Below are 12,717 nucleotides of genomic sequence, written 5' to 3'. Positions count from 1 at the left end.
CCCCGATCAAACAACCCGCCGGCAACCAGGTACTCGACGTGGACAACCGGACCTACAACGCCCTCCTCCGCGGACTGCGCTGCCTGGGCGAACGCGGCTTCGCCGTCCTCACCGGCCGCTGGCGCGCCCTCCACCACACCACCGCCCACCCCAGCAAGATCGGCAACATCGTCAAAGCCGCCCTCGTCCTCACCCACTACGAACACGGCCGACTCACCTAAAAATCGTTGAGATCACCTCAATGAGTTGTCGCGCATTTCATTTGATACGCAACTCCAAGCAGACTGAATGCTTTCTATGACGCTTCTCGCTGCTTGGTTCATTTAACTTGTGCGAATCTGTGAAGGGGCCAGCTTCGGGTGACTTGTGTTTCGGTTTTGAACGATTTTCGCAGGCGGGCCCTTGTCGCGCTCGATCGATGCAGTCGCGCTTGCGGGCATTGAGGGCGTGTTCGAGCCACCGCAGCAGGATACTCGGACCCGCCGCTGTAGCTGTTCATCGGCTCGAGCGGCTCCCGAGTACTCCCAGTCGACGGCGTCTCCTACCGCTCTACTGCCGGAGTAAGCCCGCAAGCCGCTTGATCCGGCGTTGGTGGCGGGTCGACCCGATGCCCAGAGCCAAGGATCGGGCACGCGTCAGTTGCATTCGCGCTTGCTCTTGCTTGCCCATTGCGGAGAAAGCCGTAGCCAAGTCGACTCGTAGGGCGGTCTCGGCTCGGGTGAACGTTGGGTCCAGACCAGAGAGCGCCGAAGTCAGAACGTCGATGGCTTCTGGCTCACCAATCCGTGCGAGAACGTTGCCACGCCAACGCGCGAGGTGTATCGGGTCAAGCGCCACGTACGGCCCTTCGGGGGACGACGACTCGGGAGGCAGCAGCGACTCCGCACGGTCGAACGAACGGAGGCCAGCCGAGGGCTGGCCGTTTGCCGCCAACGCTTCGCCAAGCGCTGCGGCCAGCCATGCGCGGAGTAACCGCGCGGCCGATTTGTCCGCACGACGATCGGCCTTTAGAAGGAGGTCGACAGCCGTAGCGGTCTCGCCGAGATCGATCAGCACGAAGGCTTGCTCCGCTTCGGCATGAGCCTCGAACGCAGGACTACCAGATTCTTTCGCGGCGGACTTGGCGTGCTCGTAGTGTTGCCAGGACTCGGCGACATTGCCGAGGTCGAGCGCCTGCCAGCCGGCGAGTGTGCACATTTCGGACAGCAGCGCGGCGAGTTGCTCGCGGGAGCCGGGCGTCAAACTGTGCGAGAGCAGGCGGCGTACCTGCCCTATTTTCGTAGTGACCTCCCCATGGGCCACGACCGCGCCCAACCGCCGGTCGAGTTGGCGCATGGCGTCGAGTTGGGCACGGAGCAGCGCGAGCACAGCAGCGTCGACTCGCTGAGAGGCGCTGAGCATCTGTCGTAGATCTGGCTGCGAATCAGCGGACGGTTGTGCGACTGGGGAGAGCAGTTCGTCGATGCTGATGCCCAAGATCTGTTCGAGCAACCGCGCCGTCGCTGGTCGCGGGCGGCCGATCGGCTGGCCGTTGGGTTTCTGCCCCGAGACGAGACGCTTGAGGTTGCGTTCGCTGAGCGTGCCCGGCTCTCCGATTTCGCGCGCGAGCCGGTTGCTGTACTCGACGAAGTCGAGGAGTGTCTCGTTGCGTTCCCAAATTTTCTGTTCGAGCACGGTACGCGGTGGTTGGCCGCTGTTGCGCCGTTGAGACACGCCCTACCCCTCCCCGTCGCATCCTGTCGCGATGTGGCCCTGCAATGGCCCTTGTTTGTCCTTCCATCGGCAAAGCGATGACGACAAGCTGATTTCAGTGTTTCACAGTCGTTGCTGCTGGTCACGCATGGGAGGTTTAGTTATGACATTGATGATGGGACGCCCTCGGCAAGGGGCGGGCGGCGAACGAGCACGCTCGGTCCACCTCTTCACGATCCGCAAGACCGGCAGGGAGCCGGACCGGTTGATCGCGTTGTGTGGTTGCCGATTTCACCGGCCAGACGTGGAGTTTCTTGGCGAAGTGCGCGGGATGCCGTGCGAGATATGTCTGACCCGCACGCCAGATCTCACCGGCGAATCGAGCGAGGGAACTGCTGTGCTGTCCGACCTGCACAGCTTCGACCGGATCGAAGTACTTTCCAGCGCGGTCGCCGCTGCTGGCTCGGCGGTCGGCGAAGCGGAGCGGCAGGTATGACCGAGCCACAGAAGGTAGCACCGTTTGATCCTGGTGCGGTCCCGACGCGCTACCGGTACGAGTTACTGGCGGAGCATCTGGCGCAACTGATTGACGCGGGTGAGCTTAGGCCGAACGTCCCGTTGCCCGCTGAGCGGCGGCTTGCCGAGCAGTTTGGGGTGTCGCTCGGCACAGCTCGGCGTGCGACAGGGGTACTCCGGGCCCGAGGACTCGTCATCACATTGCGTTCCAAGGGTACGTATGTCGCTCCCGCTCAGTCGAGGATGTGGGATGGACGAGCCTGACAAGCAGCCGCCGTATTGGCTGGTGGGGGCGTGTCCTGCCTGGTGCGACGCGTGGCACAGGGATGAGGACTTGGCGGGAGACCGACGGCATGTGAGCCGCTGGCGTCAGCGCATCGTGCTGTCCACGATGGACCCGGTCCGGCTGGAGCCTCAGACCTCCGAAGGCAAGGTAGAGCTTGAGCCCTGCGCGGTTCAGGTGTGGGTGGAGCAGGGTTACCGCGAGGTTGAGCCGCGCGTGTGGTTGGAGGAAGACCATCGGCTCGGCGTGTTCGCGCTCGGTCTGGCCGAAGCCGAACGTCTGGCCCAGACACTCACCGAGGCGGTGAAACTGGGCCGGTCGGCGCCCTCGTGACGGGTGCAGGCAGGACCCGTCACACCCGTCACGGTCGCGTTTCTCCTGGTCAAGACACTCGGGAGCCCGTCACACTGCTGAGACAGCGTGACGGGTCCCCGAGTAGATTGTGACGGGTTACTCCCTTCCCTGGGAGGCGCTGACAGCGGCTCGGATGTCGGCAGTGAAGTAGCCTCGAATCTGCCGGGTGCCGCCATCCTCACGCGGGACCCGTTGCCGTTCCGAACGGCAGCCCAGCTCGCCCATCTGCCGCCCGAACGCTGTGGGCTCAACGTCGAGCGCCTCGACGAGTTCGGCGGTGGGCACGAAGTCCCGCTCGTCGATGTCATCGCCGAGGTAGGCGACGACGGACGCCAGTGGTTCGGGCAACTCCAGCCGGTCCCGCTCGGGTTCGGGCGCGTGGACGTCGGAACCGATCGCCTTCGCGACGGCCACGCTGTCGAGCAGGGGCATGGTCTCGCGACCGGCTGCGTGCCCGGTCAACGTTCCGGCCGATTCGCGCAACGCGCGTCCCTGCTGACAGATCGTCTGCCAATCCTCGTTTGGCATGTAGTAGGTCCGGACCGTCATTGCCAGCACGTCGGCCCCCGCTTGGGTGTCGCCGTCTGGCCGCAAGATCCCCACGCCCTTGTGGGATGGCAGTAGGCGGCTGGAGTCGTAGCCTCGTGTGTTCATTTGCTCGCCGAGCACGATGTTCGAGTCTCGCCAGTCCATCACTCGCAGGGCGAAACGTGACCCGAGCACGGCGCGTAGACCGGACGGGATCGTCTTGGAGTCCGGCCGCTGGGTGGCCAGGACAAGCACGATGCCGGCGGCCGGTCCCTTCTTCGCCAGCCATGTCAGCAACTCGCCCACGTACTCGCCCGCGGCAAGCTTTTTCCCTTGCACCTCAACAGGTGTCCGGTCTTCCAGAGGCACCTGCACTTCGTCGATGAAGATCGCCGTAACCGGCATGTTCAGCGCGACATCACGCGACATAGCGGGTGTGATCTTCGACTCTGGGCACGTCTCGTCGTCGAGTTCTCGCATCCGTCGGTACCGGCCCTGAACCTCGGTGACCAGCTCGACCAGCCATCCGACCAACTGGAGTACGTGTTCGGACTCGTCTCCGGACAGGAACCGGTGCGCAACCTGCGCGGCGGCGTCCCAGTCCTTCCCGGCCTTGAAGTCCGCGACGTACAGCCGAGTCCAGGCGTCGAGGATGAGCCCGGCAGCGGCCAGCCGGGTAGCGAACGTCTTGCCCTGACGCGGGATCGCCCCGACCAGGAGCGAGGTCCACACCAACGGCAGGTCGATCCGCCGGTCTCGCGCGTCCCGCCCGAACGGCACCGGACGCCATGCGTCCCACCGCTCGACGGCGAGCAGCGGCGTCCGCAGCGGCGGCGACGAGTAGGGGTCCTCGTCTGCAACCCACATCGACACCCGTCCGGCGTGGCCTCCGTTGCCACGCACCCGCTCAACGATCAACTGCACCTCGTCCACCGCCAGCGCCGAAGCAAGGGCTTCGCGGTGCTTCACCACGTCGGCGGCCTTCCGCGTCGCCGGGAGATCCACGGTGATCGCCCACCCGTCGCCGATGCGAGTCGCGCGCTCAACCAACCGCAGGGTTTCGTCCTTGCCGATCAGCTTCGCGTCTCGGAAGGCGTCCACTAACACCTGTGGGTCCATCGTCCAGGTGAGCGTGCGTGGTCCGGCAAGCGCCGGTTTCCGTCCGGGACTGCCATCCTTGCGGCGACCCAGGATCGCCAGCGCCACCGATACGACCCCGGCGGCGATCCAGAGTGGACGGTTGCCCCAGACCAGCGAGGCTGTCCCGCCCGCCATCACGGCGACGGCCGCGACCGCTCCGGTTACTCGCCACCGGAACAGGGTCAGTTCGCGTATCTCGGCGAACTTGTCGGCCAGTTTCTCGGATTGCTCGGCGGCCTCCCGGTAGTCCCGCACGGTGACCCACCGCCGCCACCAGCGCACGCCGACCACCAGGCCACGCAACACGGCACGGAGGTAGCGCCACGGCGAGCGCAACACGGAGACCACGAGATCCTTTGTGGCCTGTCGTGCCTGTGCCGGGTCCTTCAGCGTCATCGGCACGCGCGGGGACAGCCGCCACCAGCGCGCGAGTCGCCGACGCAGGGTCCGGCGGCGAGGCTGGGGCAAGGTGTCGTCCACCAGTTCCGCGTCGTACACCGGCTCGGCCTTCTCGACCGCCCCCGAGTGGTTCACGTCGGTGTTCATCAGTTCTCCCCCTCTCCGTGTTCCCGGTCGACTTCGGAGGCGAGGGCGGCGGCGAGCCGGGAAGACAGGCCACGAGAACACCCGGTCACCTGCCGCACCCATGCCGGACTGATCACCGTGTCCGGAGTCCACGCCGTACGCGCCTCGGCGAGGTAGTCGCCGAACAACTTCCGCCGCTTCCGAGTTCGGCTGGTCGAGCGCCGTGCCTTGCTGGCTTCGTGAACGCTTGGCGCTGGCCGTGCGGCTGCGTTCATGAACGCAACCGTGGCCGCCTCGGTGAGCTTGTCGCGAACCTCGGTGATCGCCTCGGCGGCGGCGAACACCACCAGCGGCGGCACCGAATGCAGCACTACCCCCGACAGCGAACCGGCCGCGTACGAGGACCAGGTGTTCATGACGTAGGTCGCGGCGAGCGTGAGCCACTTCGCGCACCGCACCCACCGTCCCGCGTGGACCTGGTACCGCGCGGTCACCTGCTCAGCGCGCAGGATCGCCAGCAATACCAAGGAAACTGTGGGATCGAGCAACCATGCCGTGAGCCACGGCAGTGACCACACGGGCGAACCTGCGGCGGCGAAGTGCTGAACGTTGGCCATCGTGAACGCCAAGCCCAGCGTGATCCCGGTCCAACACAGCCGGTCCACCTGCACACGCACCCGCTCGACTCGCAGGGCGATCACATCCGGATGCGTCTGCCAACTGCGCAACTCGGCCGCCTCGGCGGCCTCCCTCGCGAGCCGCTGTGCCCGCGTCGGCGGCACACGCGCGTCGGTCGCCGGGGTGGCGGGTGGCCGCCCAGCGGCGGCCACCCCTCCCATTTCGTGCTGGTTCATCGCCGGTCACCCCGGCGGCGGGTCGTGCCCAACTCGGTCACGGTCAACGCGCGAGTGAGCACGTACGCGGCGATCAGGTCCGGCAGCGCCAGCGCTACCAACCGCAGCGTCGCATCTGCGGAGTAGGTGAAGACCAACCATTGCACCCCAACCAGTCCTGCCGCCGTGAGCAACATCCGACCGGCTAGAGACACGACCCGCACGCCGGCCCGAGCCTTGTCGGCCGCTCGACGCGCACGCCGCGTGCCCGAACGCCACATCAGCACCACCAAGGCCAGCGCACCGAGTCCAACCAGAACCTCAGTCGGTGTCACCTGAACGTTCATCGCTGCGCACCTCCCTCGTCGCTAGCACGCCGCCACCGCCAGATGCGGTGAACCGCGCGCCGGTCGGCCTCGGCGAGTGCACCCCACACACCGACCGTCCTGTCACCAGCCGTCCGAAGGTCGAGTTCCAGACACTCGTCGATCACCGGACACCCCGCGCACAGCCGCGCAGCCAGCTCCCGATCTGGCGTGTCCTCACCGGACAACTCCGGTATCCCGTCCCGCTCGGAGGCCCAGAAACACCGGCCGTCACGGGCCACCACTTCGGTCAGAACGTCGTCCGGTACGGCGGCGTAGCGATCCAGCCGCTGCGCGATTGCGGCGTAGTCGTCGGGGGTCACCGGGCACCCCCGGTCAGACGCTCGATCTCACGAGCCGTCCGCCGCTCAGCGGCAAGCCGACCAACGTCGACGCATCCGCCGGAGTCAGCGGCCTCAGCACTCAGCTTGTCGAGAGCGGCGGCCGGTATTACGTACCTGGTGCGCAAGCGAATGGCCGGGAACGCGTCCTCCCGGATCGCTCGGTAGAGGGTCGCGGGGTCGACGCGCAAAATGCGCGCGGCCTCCTTGACCGTGTAGAACGCCGGTTGCCCGGCATTGGGCATAGCGGTACTCATGGAGGATTTCCCCTCAGTAAGACCGATGATTTCATCGGTAATTCGAAGTGATTTCAGCTTAAAATAGAGCAGCAGAGACCGAATGTGGCGACATCACCGAGTAGTTGCGCCACGGAAAGCGAGAAGCCGTTAACCTCGCGTCACAGGCGGAGCACGGAGGAATAAGTGACCGAGAATTGGTCGGCGGTCTCGAAGGCCATCAACCAGCGTCTGACCGAGCTGGGTTGGAAGCAGCGAGAACTTGTCGAGCGTTCTCACGTCTCGCAGGCCATCGTGCGGGAGATCCAGAACCACACCGTCGAACGGCGCCGCAGCGCCCGCACCCTGGAAGCGCTTTCGATAGCGCTTGGTTGGCACCCCAGGCATCTGGAAGCCGTCCTCTACGGCCGCAAGCCCCTTCAGCCAGGCCAAACCGGAGACCCCACGGACGAGATCACCGCACGTCTCAGTGCGATCGAGGACCGATTGCACGAGATCACCGAGCGCCTCGACACGGTGAGCTCGAGTCTCGCGACTTTGCTTAAAGCCGCCGGCCGCCGGGACACTCGGTAGGAACCACATGGCTTGCCAACCACGGTTGCCTACCCTCGCGCCAAGGACCTTGCCGTTTCCGTTCATGCCTCAAGGAAACGGCACAAAAGGGTGTTCGCACAGGTGGCCGAGGTTAACCCTGCTCCTGTTAACCTCAATTAACTTCGCAGGTCAGCACGGTTATCGGGGGAGTTACGTCAATGACTGCGACACAGTTGCAAGCCGCCCGCCGACAGCTCGGGTACAAGGCAAGCGAAGTCATCGCGATGCTTCTTCAACGCGCACATTCGCTCGACATCCCCGTAATGACGCCGACCAGCTTGAAGACGAAACTGTCAGTCTGGGAAAACGGCCATGAGCAGGTTTCAGAGCCCTACCGACGGCTGTTCCGCGACGTCTACGGCCGCACCAATGAAGAACTCGGCTTCCCTTCAGCGGAAGACGATCAGGCGACCGAGCTACGGTCCCGACTCGCGATTGCGCGCAGTGTCGACGCTGCGACCGTGGAGGCGTTCCGCAGCCAGGTGGACAGCGCACGACACGTAGACCGGCGATTCGGCGCCGTAACCCTGCTCGACCAACTCCGCACTCACGTTAAGCAGATCGAGAGCCTGCTCAACCACAGCACCAACCTGGGACATCGGGAAGCGCTGGCAGGCGTGCTTACCGAGGTATCGACTCTGGCCGGTTGGAACGCCCTCGACCGCAACGCGTACGGGCAAGCCTGGGGCCATTACGAACGCGCCAAAGCGGCCGCCCGCGAGTCAGGCTCGGCGCGGCTACTCGCACATGCCACGGCCGAACAGGCCTTCGTCCTCATCGACATCGGCGAGACCGAGGCAGCCGTCGAGCAACTCGCACACGCCCGCGCCATTGCCGAAGGTGCGGCCTCACCGCTGCTAGGCGCCTGGCTCGCCGCCGCGCACGGCGAAGGGCTCACCGCCGTGGGCGACCGAAACAACGCCCTACGCGCTTTCGACGCCGCCGACGCCCTGCTACCCGAGAACCCCCAGGACCCGGCGCTGCCGTTCATCTTCCTCGGCGGCTCAAACCTCGACCGCTGGCGCGGCAACGCTCTCGCCAAATTCGGCGAGCCCGACGCCATCGACCAACTCACCGACGTGTTGGGACGGGTACCCGGCGAGTTCACCCGCGCCATGGGCGGCACACTCGTAGACCTCGCGTTCGCCCACGCCGCGGCAGGCGACCGCGAAGCAGCCCAGCACTACGCTCGGCGAGCCCGCCGAGTCGCCTCGCAGATCAAGTCTGACCGCCAGCTTCGCCGCCTCAGCACGCTCATCCTGCCCGGCGACATCTCAGGCGTTGCGTGACGCCATGAAGTACAGCAGGGACACCAACGTCCCCGCCCCAAGAAGTTCCTGCCGCTGCGCAAGCTCTGGCACCCGCGACAGTGGCACCCACTCGACCCGGCCAACCTCTTCCGTGTCGGTCGGCTCGCCGATGTGCTTCGCCGCCCGCCACAGGTACACGTCCGTCGGAGCGGTCACCTGTCCCGGTAGCGGCTCAAAGGTCACCAGATGCTCAGGCTCGCCGATCGGCTCCCAACCGCTCTCCTCGGCCGCCTCCCGCGCCGCCGTGACCGCCGCATCCTCGCCCTCGTCGACCATGCCCCCGAGCAACTCGTAGCCCCACTGCTCAGTGGCGAACCGGTAGCGCCACAGCATGAGCGCCTCATCCTGGTCGTTCACGATCAACGCTATGGCGATCCGAGCGAGGTGAACGACGTGGTACTCCCACCGGTCCCCGTTCGGCGCTTGCACGTCGGCCAGCGCGACCTTCACCCACGGGTTGTCATAGACCAACCGCTCACCGAACGTCTTCCACGACCCATGTTCGTCAGTCACGTAGTGCAGAGTACGGGCCATCAGTGTGCTGTCCTCGTTGGCTTTGCGGCGCTTCGCCTGACCGCAGACCCGAGGGTCGGTGGCTTGTCGGTCGCTCGCCGTTGGTAGCATCGTTCTGCCTACTTGCACCGGCCCCTACGGTCGCGAAGAGGGGCATTACCCAGATGAACCATCGGTCTTGTGAACGGCTCGCCTGATTATAAGATTCATCGATTATATGGCCGTTCTTCCTGAACCAGGATCGATGAGGGAGAACATGCGGTCGTTGGCACGGCTGCGTCCGAGGTAGCGCTGGATAACACGCGGCGCCGGAAGTTCAGGGACGGGGTCGAGATGTGGGGTCTTGCGTGCCTTCGTTCGTGTGGCTATTTTTTGTTCTCGTTGTTTGTCCTATCTTCTTACTGGCTATCGCTGCTGTTGTTGTTTGGCTGTCAGATCGCCAAGCGAAACGCATGTATTGGGGAGCCTCGATCGGGCGCGCTCGCTTCTTCATGAACGTCGAACGTTCTACGCCACCTACGTCTGTGAACCGCGTGCCTGGCGCTTCGGCATCCGGGAGCCGAGGATCTCGGCGGCTTTCCGGTCGGCGGCGGCGACCCAGGCGGCGTAGACGCGCAGGGTCGTAGCGCCGCCGCCTCCGTGGCCGAGTCGTCCGGCGACGGTGCGGAGGTCCACACCGGCGGTCAGGAGTTCGGTCGCGGAGTAGTGGCGCAGGGCGTGAATGCGCGTGTTGATGCCGAGTCGGGTTGCCATCTTCTTGTACCGGCTGGAAACGGCGTCCGGCGAGTACGGGGCAGACAGGTCGTCGCCGCGTGTGCTGGCAAAGACGTAGCTGTCCTCGTTCCACTCGGCGCCCAGATCTCGGTATCGCTCCTGGCATCGTGCTTTGTGCTCACGCAGCAACACCGTCGTCTCGGTGTCGAGCGCTATCCGGCGCATCTGGTGTGTCTTGGTGTCTTTCTCCTTGCCGTTCCCGCGTAATTTCGTGTAGCTGCGCCGGATTTCGACGATGCCTTCATCGAGGTCGACCCGGTTCCAGCGGAGCGCGCAGACTTCGCCTCGGCGGATTCCGGTCGTCATGACGAGCCAGACGAGCGTGCCCCAGTCCTCGTCCAAAGCGAACGCCTTATCGACAAGTCGGGCAGCTTCGGCAGGGGAGGGCGGGTCTGGTTGCGGCGGCGTCTGCTTCGGCCGTTGGGCGATGCGCGCCGGGTTTGAGTTGATCCACTCCCATCGAACGGCCGCGTTCAACACGCCGCTGAGGATCGAGTGAATCTGACGGACACTGGACGACGCCATCCCCTTGCACTTGTGAGGCTTGCATTCCAGCTCCGCGCAGTCGTGCTCGCCCTCGGCGTTGTGCTCGATGAACGGCCGTCCGTCGCAGCGAATCCGGCAACGGCGAAGTTCGCTGTAGAACGTTTCCAGCATCCGTGCGCTGAGCTTGGCTACCGAGATCTTGCCGAGTGCCGGGCGAATGCTGCGCTCGATGTAGCCCACGTATCCGTGCCGGGTGGTGTCCTCGATGTCAGCGGTTCGGAGCCATTCGTCAAGGGCGTAGGACAACGTGACCGAGGTGCTTGGCGAGCGTTGTTCGTCGACCTGCGCCTGCAGCCGGGTCAGCACCTTGTTGGCCTGCTTATACGCGGCCTTGTCTGTGCCTTTGACGGTCTCGGCGAGGTAGTTCGGCTTGCCGGTTACGGGGTCGATGCCCGCGTACACGCGGACCTGGAGCGAGTTGCCGCGCACCCGCACATTGCCACGCTTGGGTGTGTTGTCGCTGGTCGTCGACTTGGCCATGAGCCGAGGGTGATCCCATGCCAGAAGGCTGTCAATGGACAAGGCCATGGACAGCCCGGCCAAAAAAGATCTTGAAATTCGACGAAACGCCAGGTCAGACGATGTGGGCCGGGCGGGGCTCGAACCCGCGGCCAAGGGATTATGAGTCCGTAACGCTTTAGCGCTGTGCTGACCTGCGTAAACGCACGTCGTCAGCGAGCGTAAGCGCTCGAATCCCTTGGTCTTAATCACCACCTGGAACCGACCACATTGGACGATTCCAGGAGTAGCGCATGACGCTCACCGTACATCGGACCACCCCCGTCGGCCGCCACCGCGCAACCCCGGATATCGCCGTGCGGACCGCGCGCCTGCTGACCACCCTCGCCGCCCTGACCCTGCCCGCCGTGTGCATCGGCGGCTACGCCCGCTACACCCGTCACCTCACCCCCGCCACCGCCGCCGTCCTCGCCGTGCTCGGCGTCGCATGGTGGGTCGTCTGCTGGGCGAGCGTCGACACGCTCCAGCAGCAGCGCCGCGGGCACGGCCGCCACCGGATGCAGATCCGCACCCGGCTCCGGGCCCTACGCCAGCGGCTCACCACCCCTGGCCGCCCGTGGAGCCTCGGGCAGCACTTCACCGCGACCGCCACGGCCGCCTTCGCCATCGTGGTGGCCGCCGGGATCCTGTGGGGTGCGCTATGACTCGCATCCTGCTCGGCGCGCTCGCGGCAGCGGCCGCGGTCGTGCTGATCGCCCTCGCTGCCAGTTGGGCGCCGGACGTGCCGCCGGCCTGCCACATCCCCGGCCACGCCCGCACGACGGTCCAGGAATGCGAGGGCCGATGAACTACGGCCGTAACGAATCTGCCGCCAGTTACGCCATTGGTCTGGTCATCCTCGGTGCCGGGCTCGCATTGACCATTACCCGGCGGCGCCGGCGCCAGCCCGGGTTCGAGCAGTGGATGGCCGCCCGCAGCCGGAACTTCGAGCACCGCAGCTGTAACGCCTGGCGGAACAGCAGCGACTGTACGGAGTCGACTAACCGTCACCGGAGGAAACTGTGAGTCTTCGACAATTCCTGATCTTGATCTCTGCCTTGTTTGTTGTCGGCGCCATCGTCACGCTCGCGATCCCCGTTCATGCGTCGGCTGGCGGGCACAACTTCACGTGCGGAAATGGGTTCTCCGAGGACGCCAGCGGCGCTGCCCACGAGGCCCGTGTCGATGACCTCAGCAACGCGCTTGCGCCCTACTACGGCAACTACGGGGCCAAGTTNGGTGGTGACACGAAAACCTACGTCGCTAGCTGCGACTCNGCAGTTACCANCCGCCGGGCCATTGGATGGCCTATTGGTGGNCTGGGTGCCGTCGGCCTGCTTGGCGGCCTGCTCGTCNGGCCGGGCGTTCGCCGCGAAGGCCCAGCTACCCGACCGGCCTGATTNCCGGACACGGCCCCGGAGCAGCGTGCGCTCCGGGGCCGTCGCCATGGGTGGCTACCGCTGTCGTCGGTACTCCTCGGCCAGCCGGCGCAGAATGTCGATCGCCTGCTCGCCCTCGGCGGCGGCTTTCCAGAGCCGGTCCGTCATCCGGTGGTAAATGGCCACCTGCTCCGGGTCGTCGATCTCCAACTCGCTGGTGACCGTCTCGACCGCTACCCGGTCGTCGACGATCCAGTAGCCATGCGGCACGACGTGGGGCAGCGCGCGGA

At 65.6% G+C, this 12,717-nt stretch carries 17 protein-coding genes; 8 read left to right on the top strand and 9 right to left on the bottom strand.

Going from position 1 to position 12,717, the window contains the following annotated elements:
• Window positions 1–221: transposase family protein (locus A3CU_RS0134430; protein WP_027946062.1), on the top strand; the 221-nt coding region annotated here is incomplete at its 5' end.
• A gap of 328 nt (window positions 222–549) precedes the next feature.
• On the opposite strand, the gene A3CU_RS0134425 is transcribed toward A3CU_RS0134430, so the two are convergent.
• A complete protein-coding gene (locus A3CU_RS0134425) occupies window positions 550–1,674 on the bottom strand; it encodes an NsdA family TPR-like regulatory protein (RefSeq protein ID WP_052372683.1) in 1,125 nt (374 codons plus the stop codon).
• 181 nt (window positions 1,675–1,855) lie between these two features.
• Between A3CU_RS0134425 and A3CU_RS53050 the strand changes: the two genes are divergently transcribed.
• The 3 genes from A3CU_RS53050 to A3CU_RS0134415 are packed head-to-tail and all read left to right on the top strand — an operon-like array spanning window position 1,856 to window position 2,824.
• Complete coding sequence (locus tag A3CU_RS53050) at window positions 1,856–2,188, top strand: hypothetical protein (protein WP_169739731.1); 333 nt, start codon at window positions 1,856–1,858, stop codon at window positions 2,186–2,188.
• A complete protein-coding gene (locus tag A3CU_RS51805; protein ID WP_084144108.1) occupies window positions 2,185–2,472 on the top strand; it encodes a winged helix-turn-helix domain-containing protein in 288 nt (95 codons plus the stop codon). Before A3CU_RS53050 ends, A3CU_RS51805 begins: the two co-directional genes overlap by 4 nt.
• Complete coding sequence (locus tag A3CU_RS0134415) at window positions 2,459–2,824, top strand: DUF6907 domain-containing protein (protein WP_156960714.1); 366 nt, start codon at window positions 2,459–2,461, stop codon at window positions 2,822–2,824. The genes A3CU_RS51805 and A3CU_RS0134415 overlap by 14 nt, the downstream gene beginning before the upstream one ends.
• Window positions 2,825–2,941: 117 nt before the next feature.
• Here the strand turns inward: A3CU_RS0134415 and A3CU_RS0134410 are convergent, their stop codons facing one another.
• Genes A3CU_RS0134410 through A3CU_RS0134390 form a run of 5 tightly spaced genes read right to left on the bottom strand, consistent with a single transcriptional unit; the run spans window position 2,942 to window position 6,834 of the window.
• The gene (locus tag A3CU_RS0134410; protein ID WP_027946059.1) at window positions 2,942–5,059 is read right to left on the bottom strand and encodes a cell division protein FtsK; all 2,118 of its coding nucleotides are present in this window, start codon (window positions 5,057–5,059) and stop codon (window positions 2,942–2,944) included.
• Window positions 5,059–5,892 carry a hypothetical protein gene (locus tag A3CU_RS0134405; RefSeq protein ID WP_027946058.1) on the bottom strand — a complete coding sequence of 278 codons (834 nt, stop codon included), beginning with the start codon at window positions 5,890–5,892 and terminating at the stop codon, window positions 5,059–5,061. Before A3CU_RS0134405 ends, A3CU_RS0134410 begins: the two co-directional genes overlap by 1 nt.
• Complete coding sequence (locus tag A3CU_RS0134400) at window positions 5,889–6,218, bottom strand: hypothetical protein (RefSeq protein ID WP_027946057.1); 330 nt, start codon at window positions 6,216–6,218, stop codon at window positions 5,889–5,891. The genes A3CU_RS0134405 and A3CU_RS0134400 overlap by 4 nt, the downstream gene beginning before the upstream one ends.
• A complete protein-coding gene (locus A3CU_RS0134395) occupies window positions 6,215–6,559 on the bottom strand; it encodes a WhiB family transcriptional regulator (protein WP_027946056.1) in 345 nt (114 codons plus the stop codon). The genes A3CU_RS0134400 and A3CU_RS0134395 overlap by 4 nt, the downstream gene beginning before the upstream one ends.
• Entirely contained in the window at window positions 6,556–6,834 is a 279-nt protein-coding gene (locus A3CU_RS0134390; protein ID WP_027946055.1) for a helix-turn-helix domain-containing protein, read from the bottom strand. The genes A3CU_RS0134395 and A3CU_RS0134390 overlap by 4 nt, the downstream gene beginning before the upstream one ends.
• A 165-nt stretch (window positions 6,835–6,999) precedes the next feature.
• Here A3CU_RS0134390 and A3CU_RS0134385 point away from each other — a divergent pair, with 165 nt between their 5' ends.
• Both A3CU_RS0134385 and A3CU_RS0134380 read left to right on the top strand, forming a co-directional pair.
• Window positions 7,000–7,386, top strand: a complete 387-nt coding sequence (locus A3CU_RS0134385) for a hypothetical protein (RefSeq protein WP_027946054.1) — start codon at window positions 7,000–7,002, stop codon at window positions 7,384–7,386.
• 179 nt (window positions 7,387–7,565) lie between these two features.
• Window positions 7,566–8,696 carry an NsdA family TPR-like regulatory protein gene (locus tag A3CU_RS0134380; protein ID WP_027946053.1) on the top strand — a complete coding sequence of 377 codons (1,131 nt, stop codon included), beginning with the start codon at window positions 7,566–7,568 and terminating at the stop codon, window positions 8,694–8,696.
• Here the strand turns inward: A3CU_RS0134380 and A3CU_RS0134375 are convergent.
• Window positions 8,682–9,230 (bottom strand): NUDIX domain-containing protein, encoded by a 549-nt coding sequence (locus tag A3CU_RS0134375; protein WP_027946052.1) that lies wholly within the window; start codon window positions 9,228–9,230, stop codon window positions 8,682–8,684. The two genes, A3CU_RS0134380 and A3CU_RS0134375, sit on opposite strands and share 15 nt — an antisense overlap.
• Before the next feature lie 516 nt (window positions 9,231–9,746).
• A complete protein-coding gene (locus A3CU_RS0134370) occupies window positions 9,747–11,264 on the bottom strand; it encodes a tyrosine-type recombinase/integrase (protein ID WP_245617474.1) in 1,518 nt (505 codons plus the stop codon).
• Between the two features lie 38 nt (window positions 11,265–11,302).
• On the opposite strand from A3CU_RS0134370, the gene A3CU_RS0134365 reads away from it, so the two are divergent.
• Together A3CU_RS0134365 and A3CU_RS53045 are read left to right on the top strand one after the other, a co-directional pair.
• Complete coding sequence (locus A3CU_RS0134365) at window positions 11,303–11,713, top strand: hypothetical protein (protein WP_027946050.1); 411 nt, start codon at window positions 11,303–11,305, stop codon at window positions 11,711–11,713.
• Complete coding sequence (locus A3CU_RS53045) at window positions 11,710–11,856, top strand: hypothetical protein (protein ID WP_156960713.1); 147 nt, start codon at window positions 11,710–11,712, stop codon at window positions 11,854–11,856. Before A3CU_RS0134365 ends, A3CU_RS53045 begins: the two co-directional genes overlap by 4 nt.
• A 646-nt stretch (window positions 11,857–12,502) precedes the next feature.
• Here the strand turns inward: A3CU_RS53045 and A3CU_RS53740 are convergent.
• On the bottom strand, window positions 12,503–12,717 hold a 215-nt coding region (locus tag A3CU_RS53740; protein ID WP_043843593.1), incomplete at its 5' end, for a Scr1 family TA system antitoxin-like transcriptional regulator.

Origin of the sequence: Amycolatopsis taiwanensis DSM 45107 (assembly GCF_000519205.1) — a bacterium.
Classification (GTDB): Bacteria; Actinomycetota; Actinomycetes; order Mycobacteriales; family Pseudonocardiaceae; genus Amycolatopsis_E; species Amycolatopsis_E taiwanensis.
This window is presented reverse-complemented; position numbering and strand designations above follow the sequence as displayed.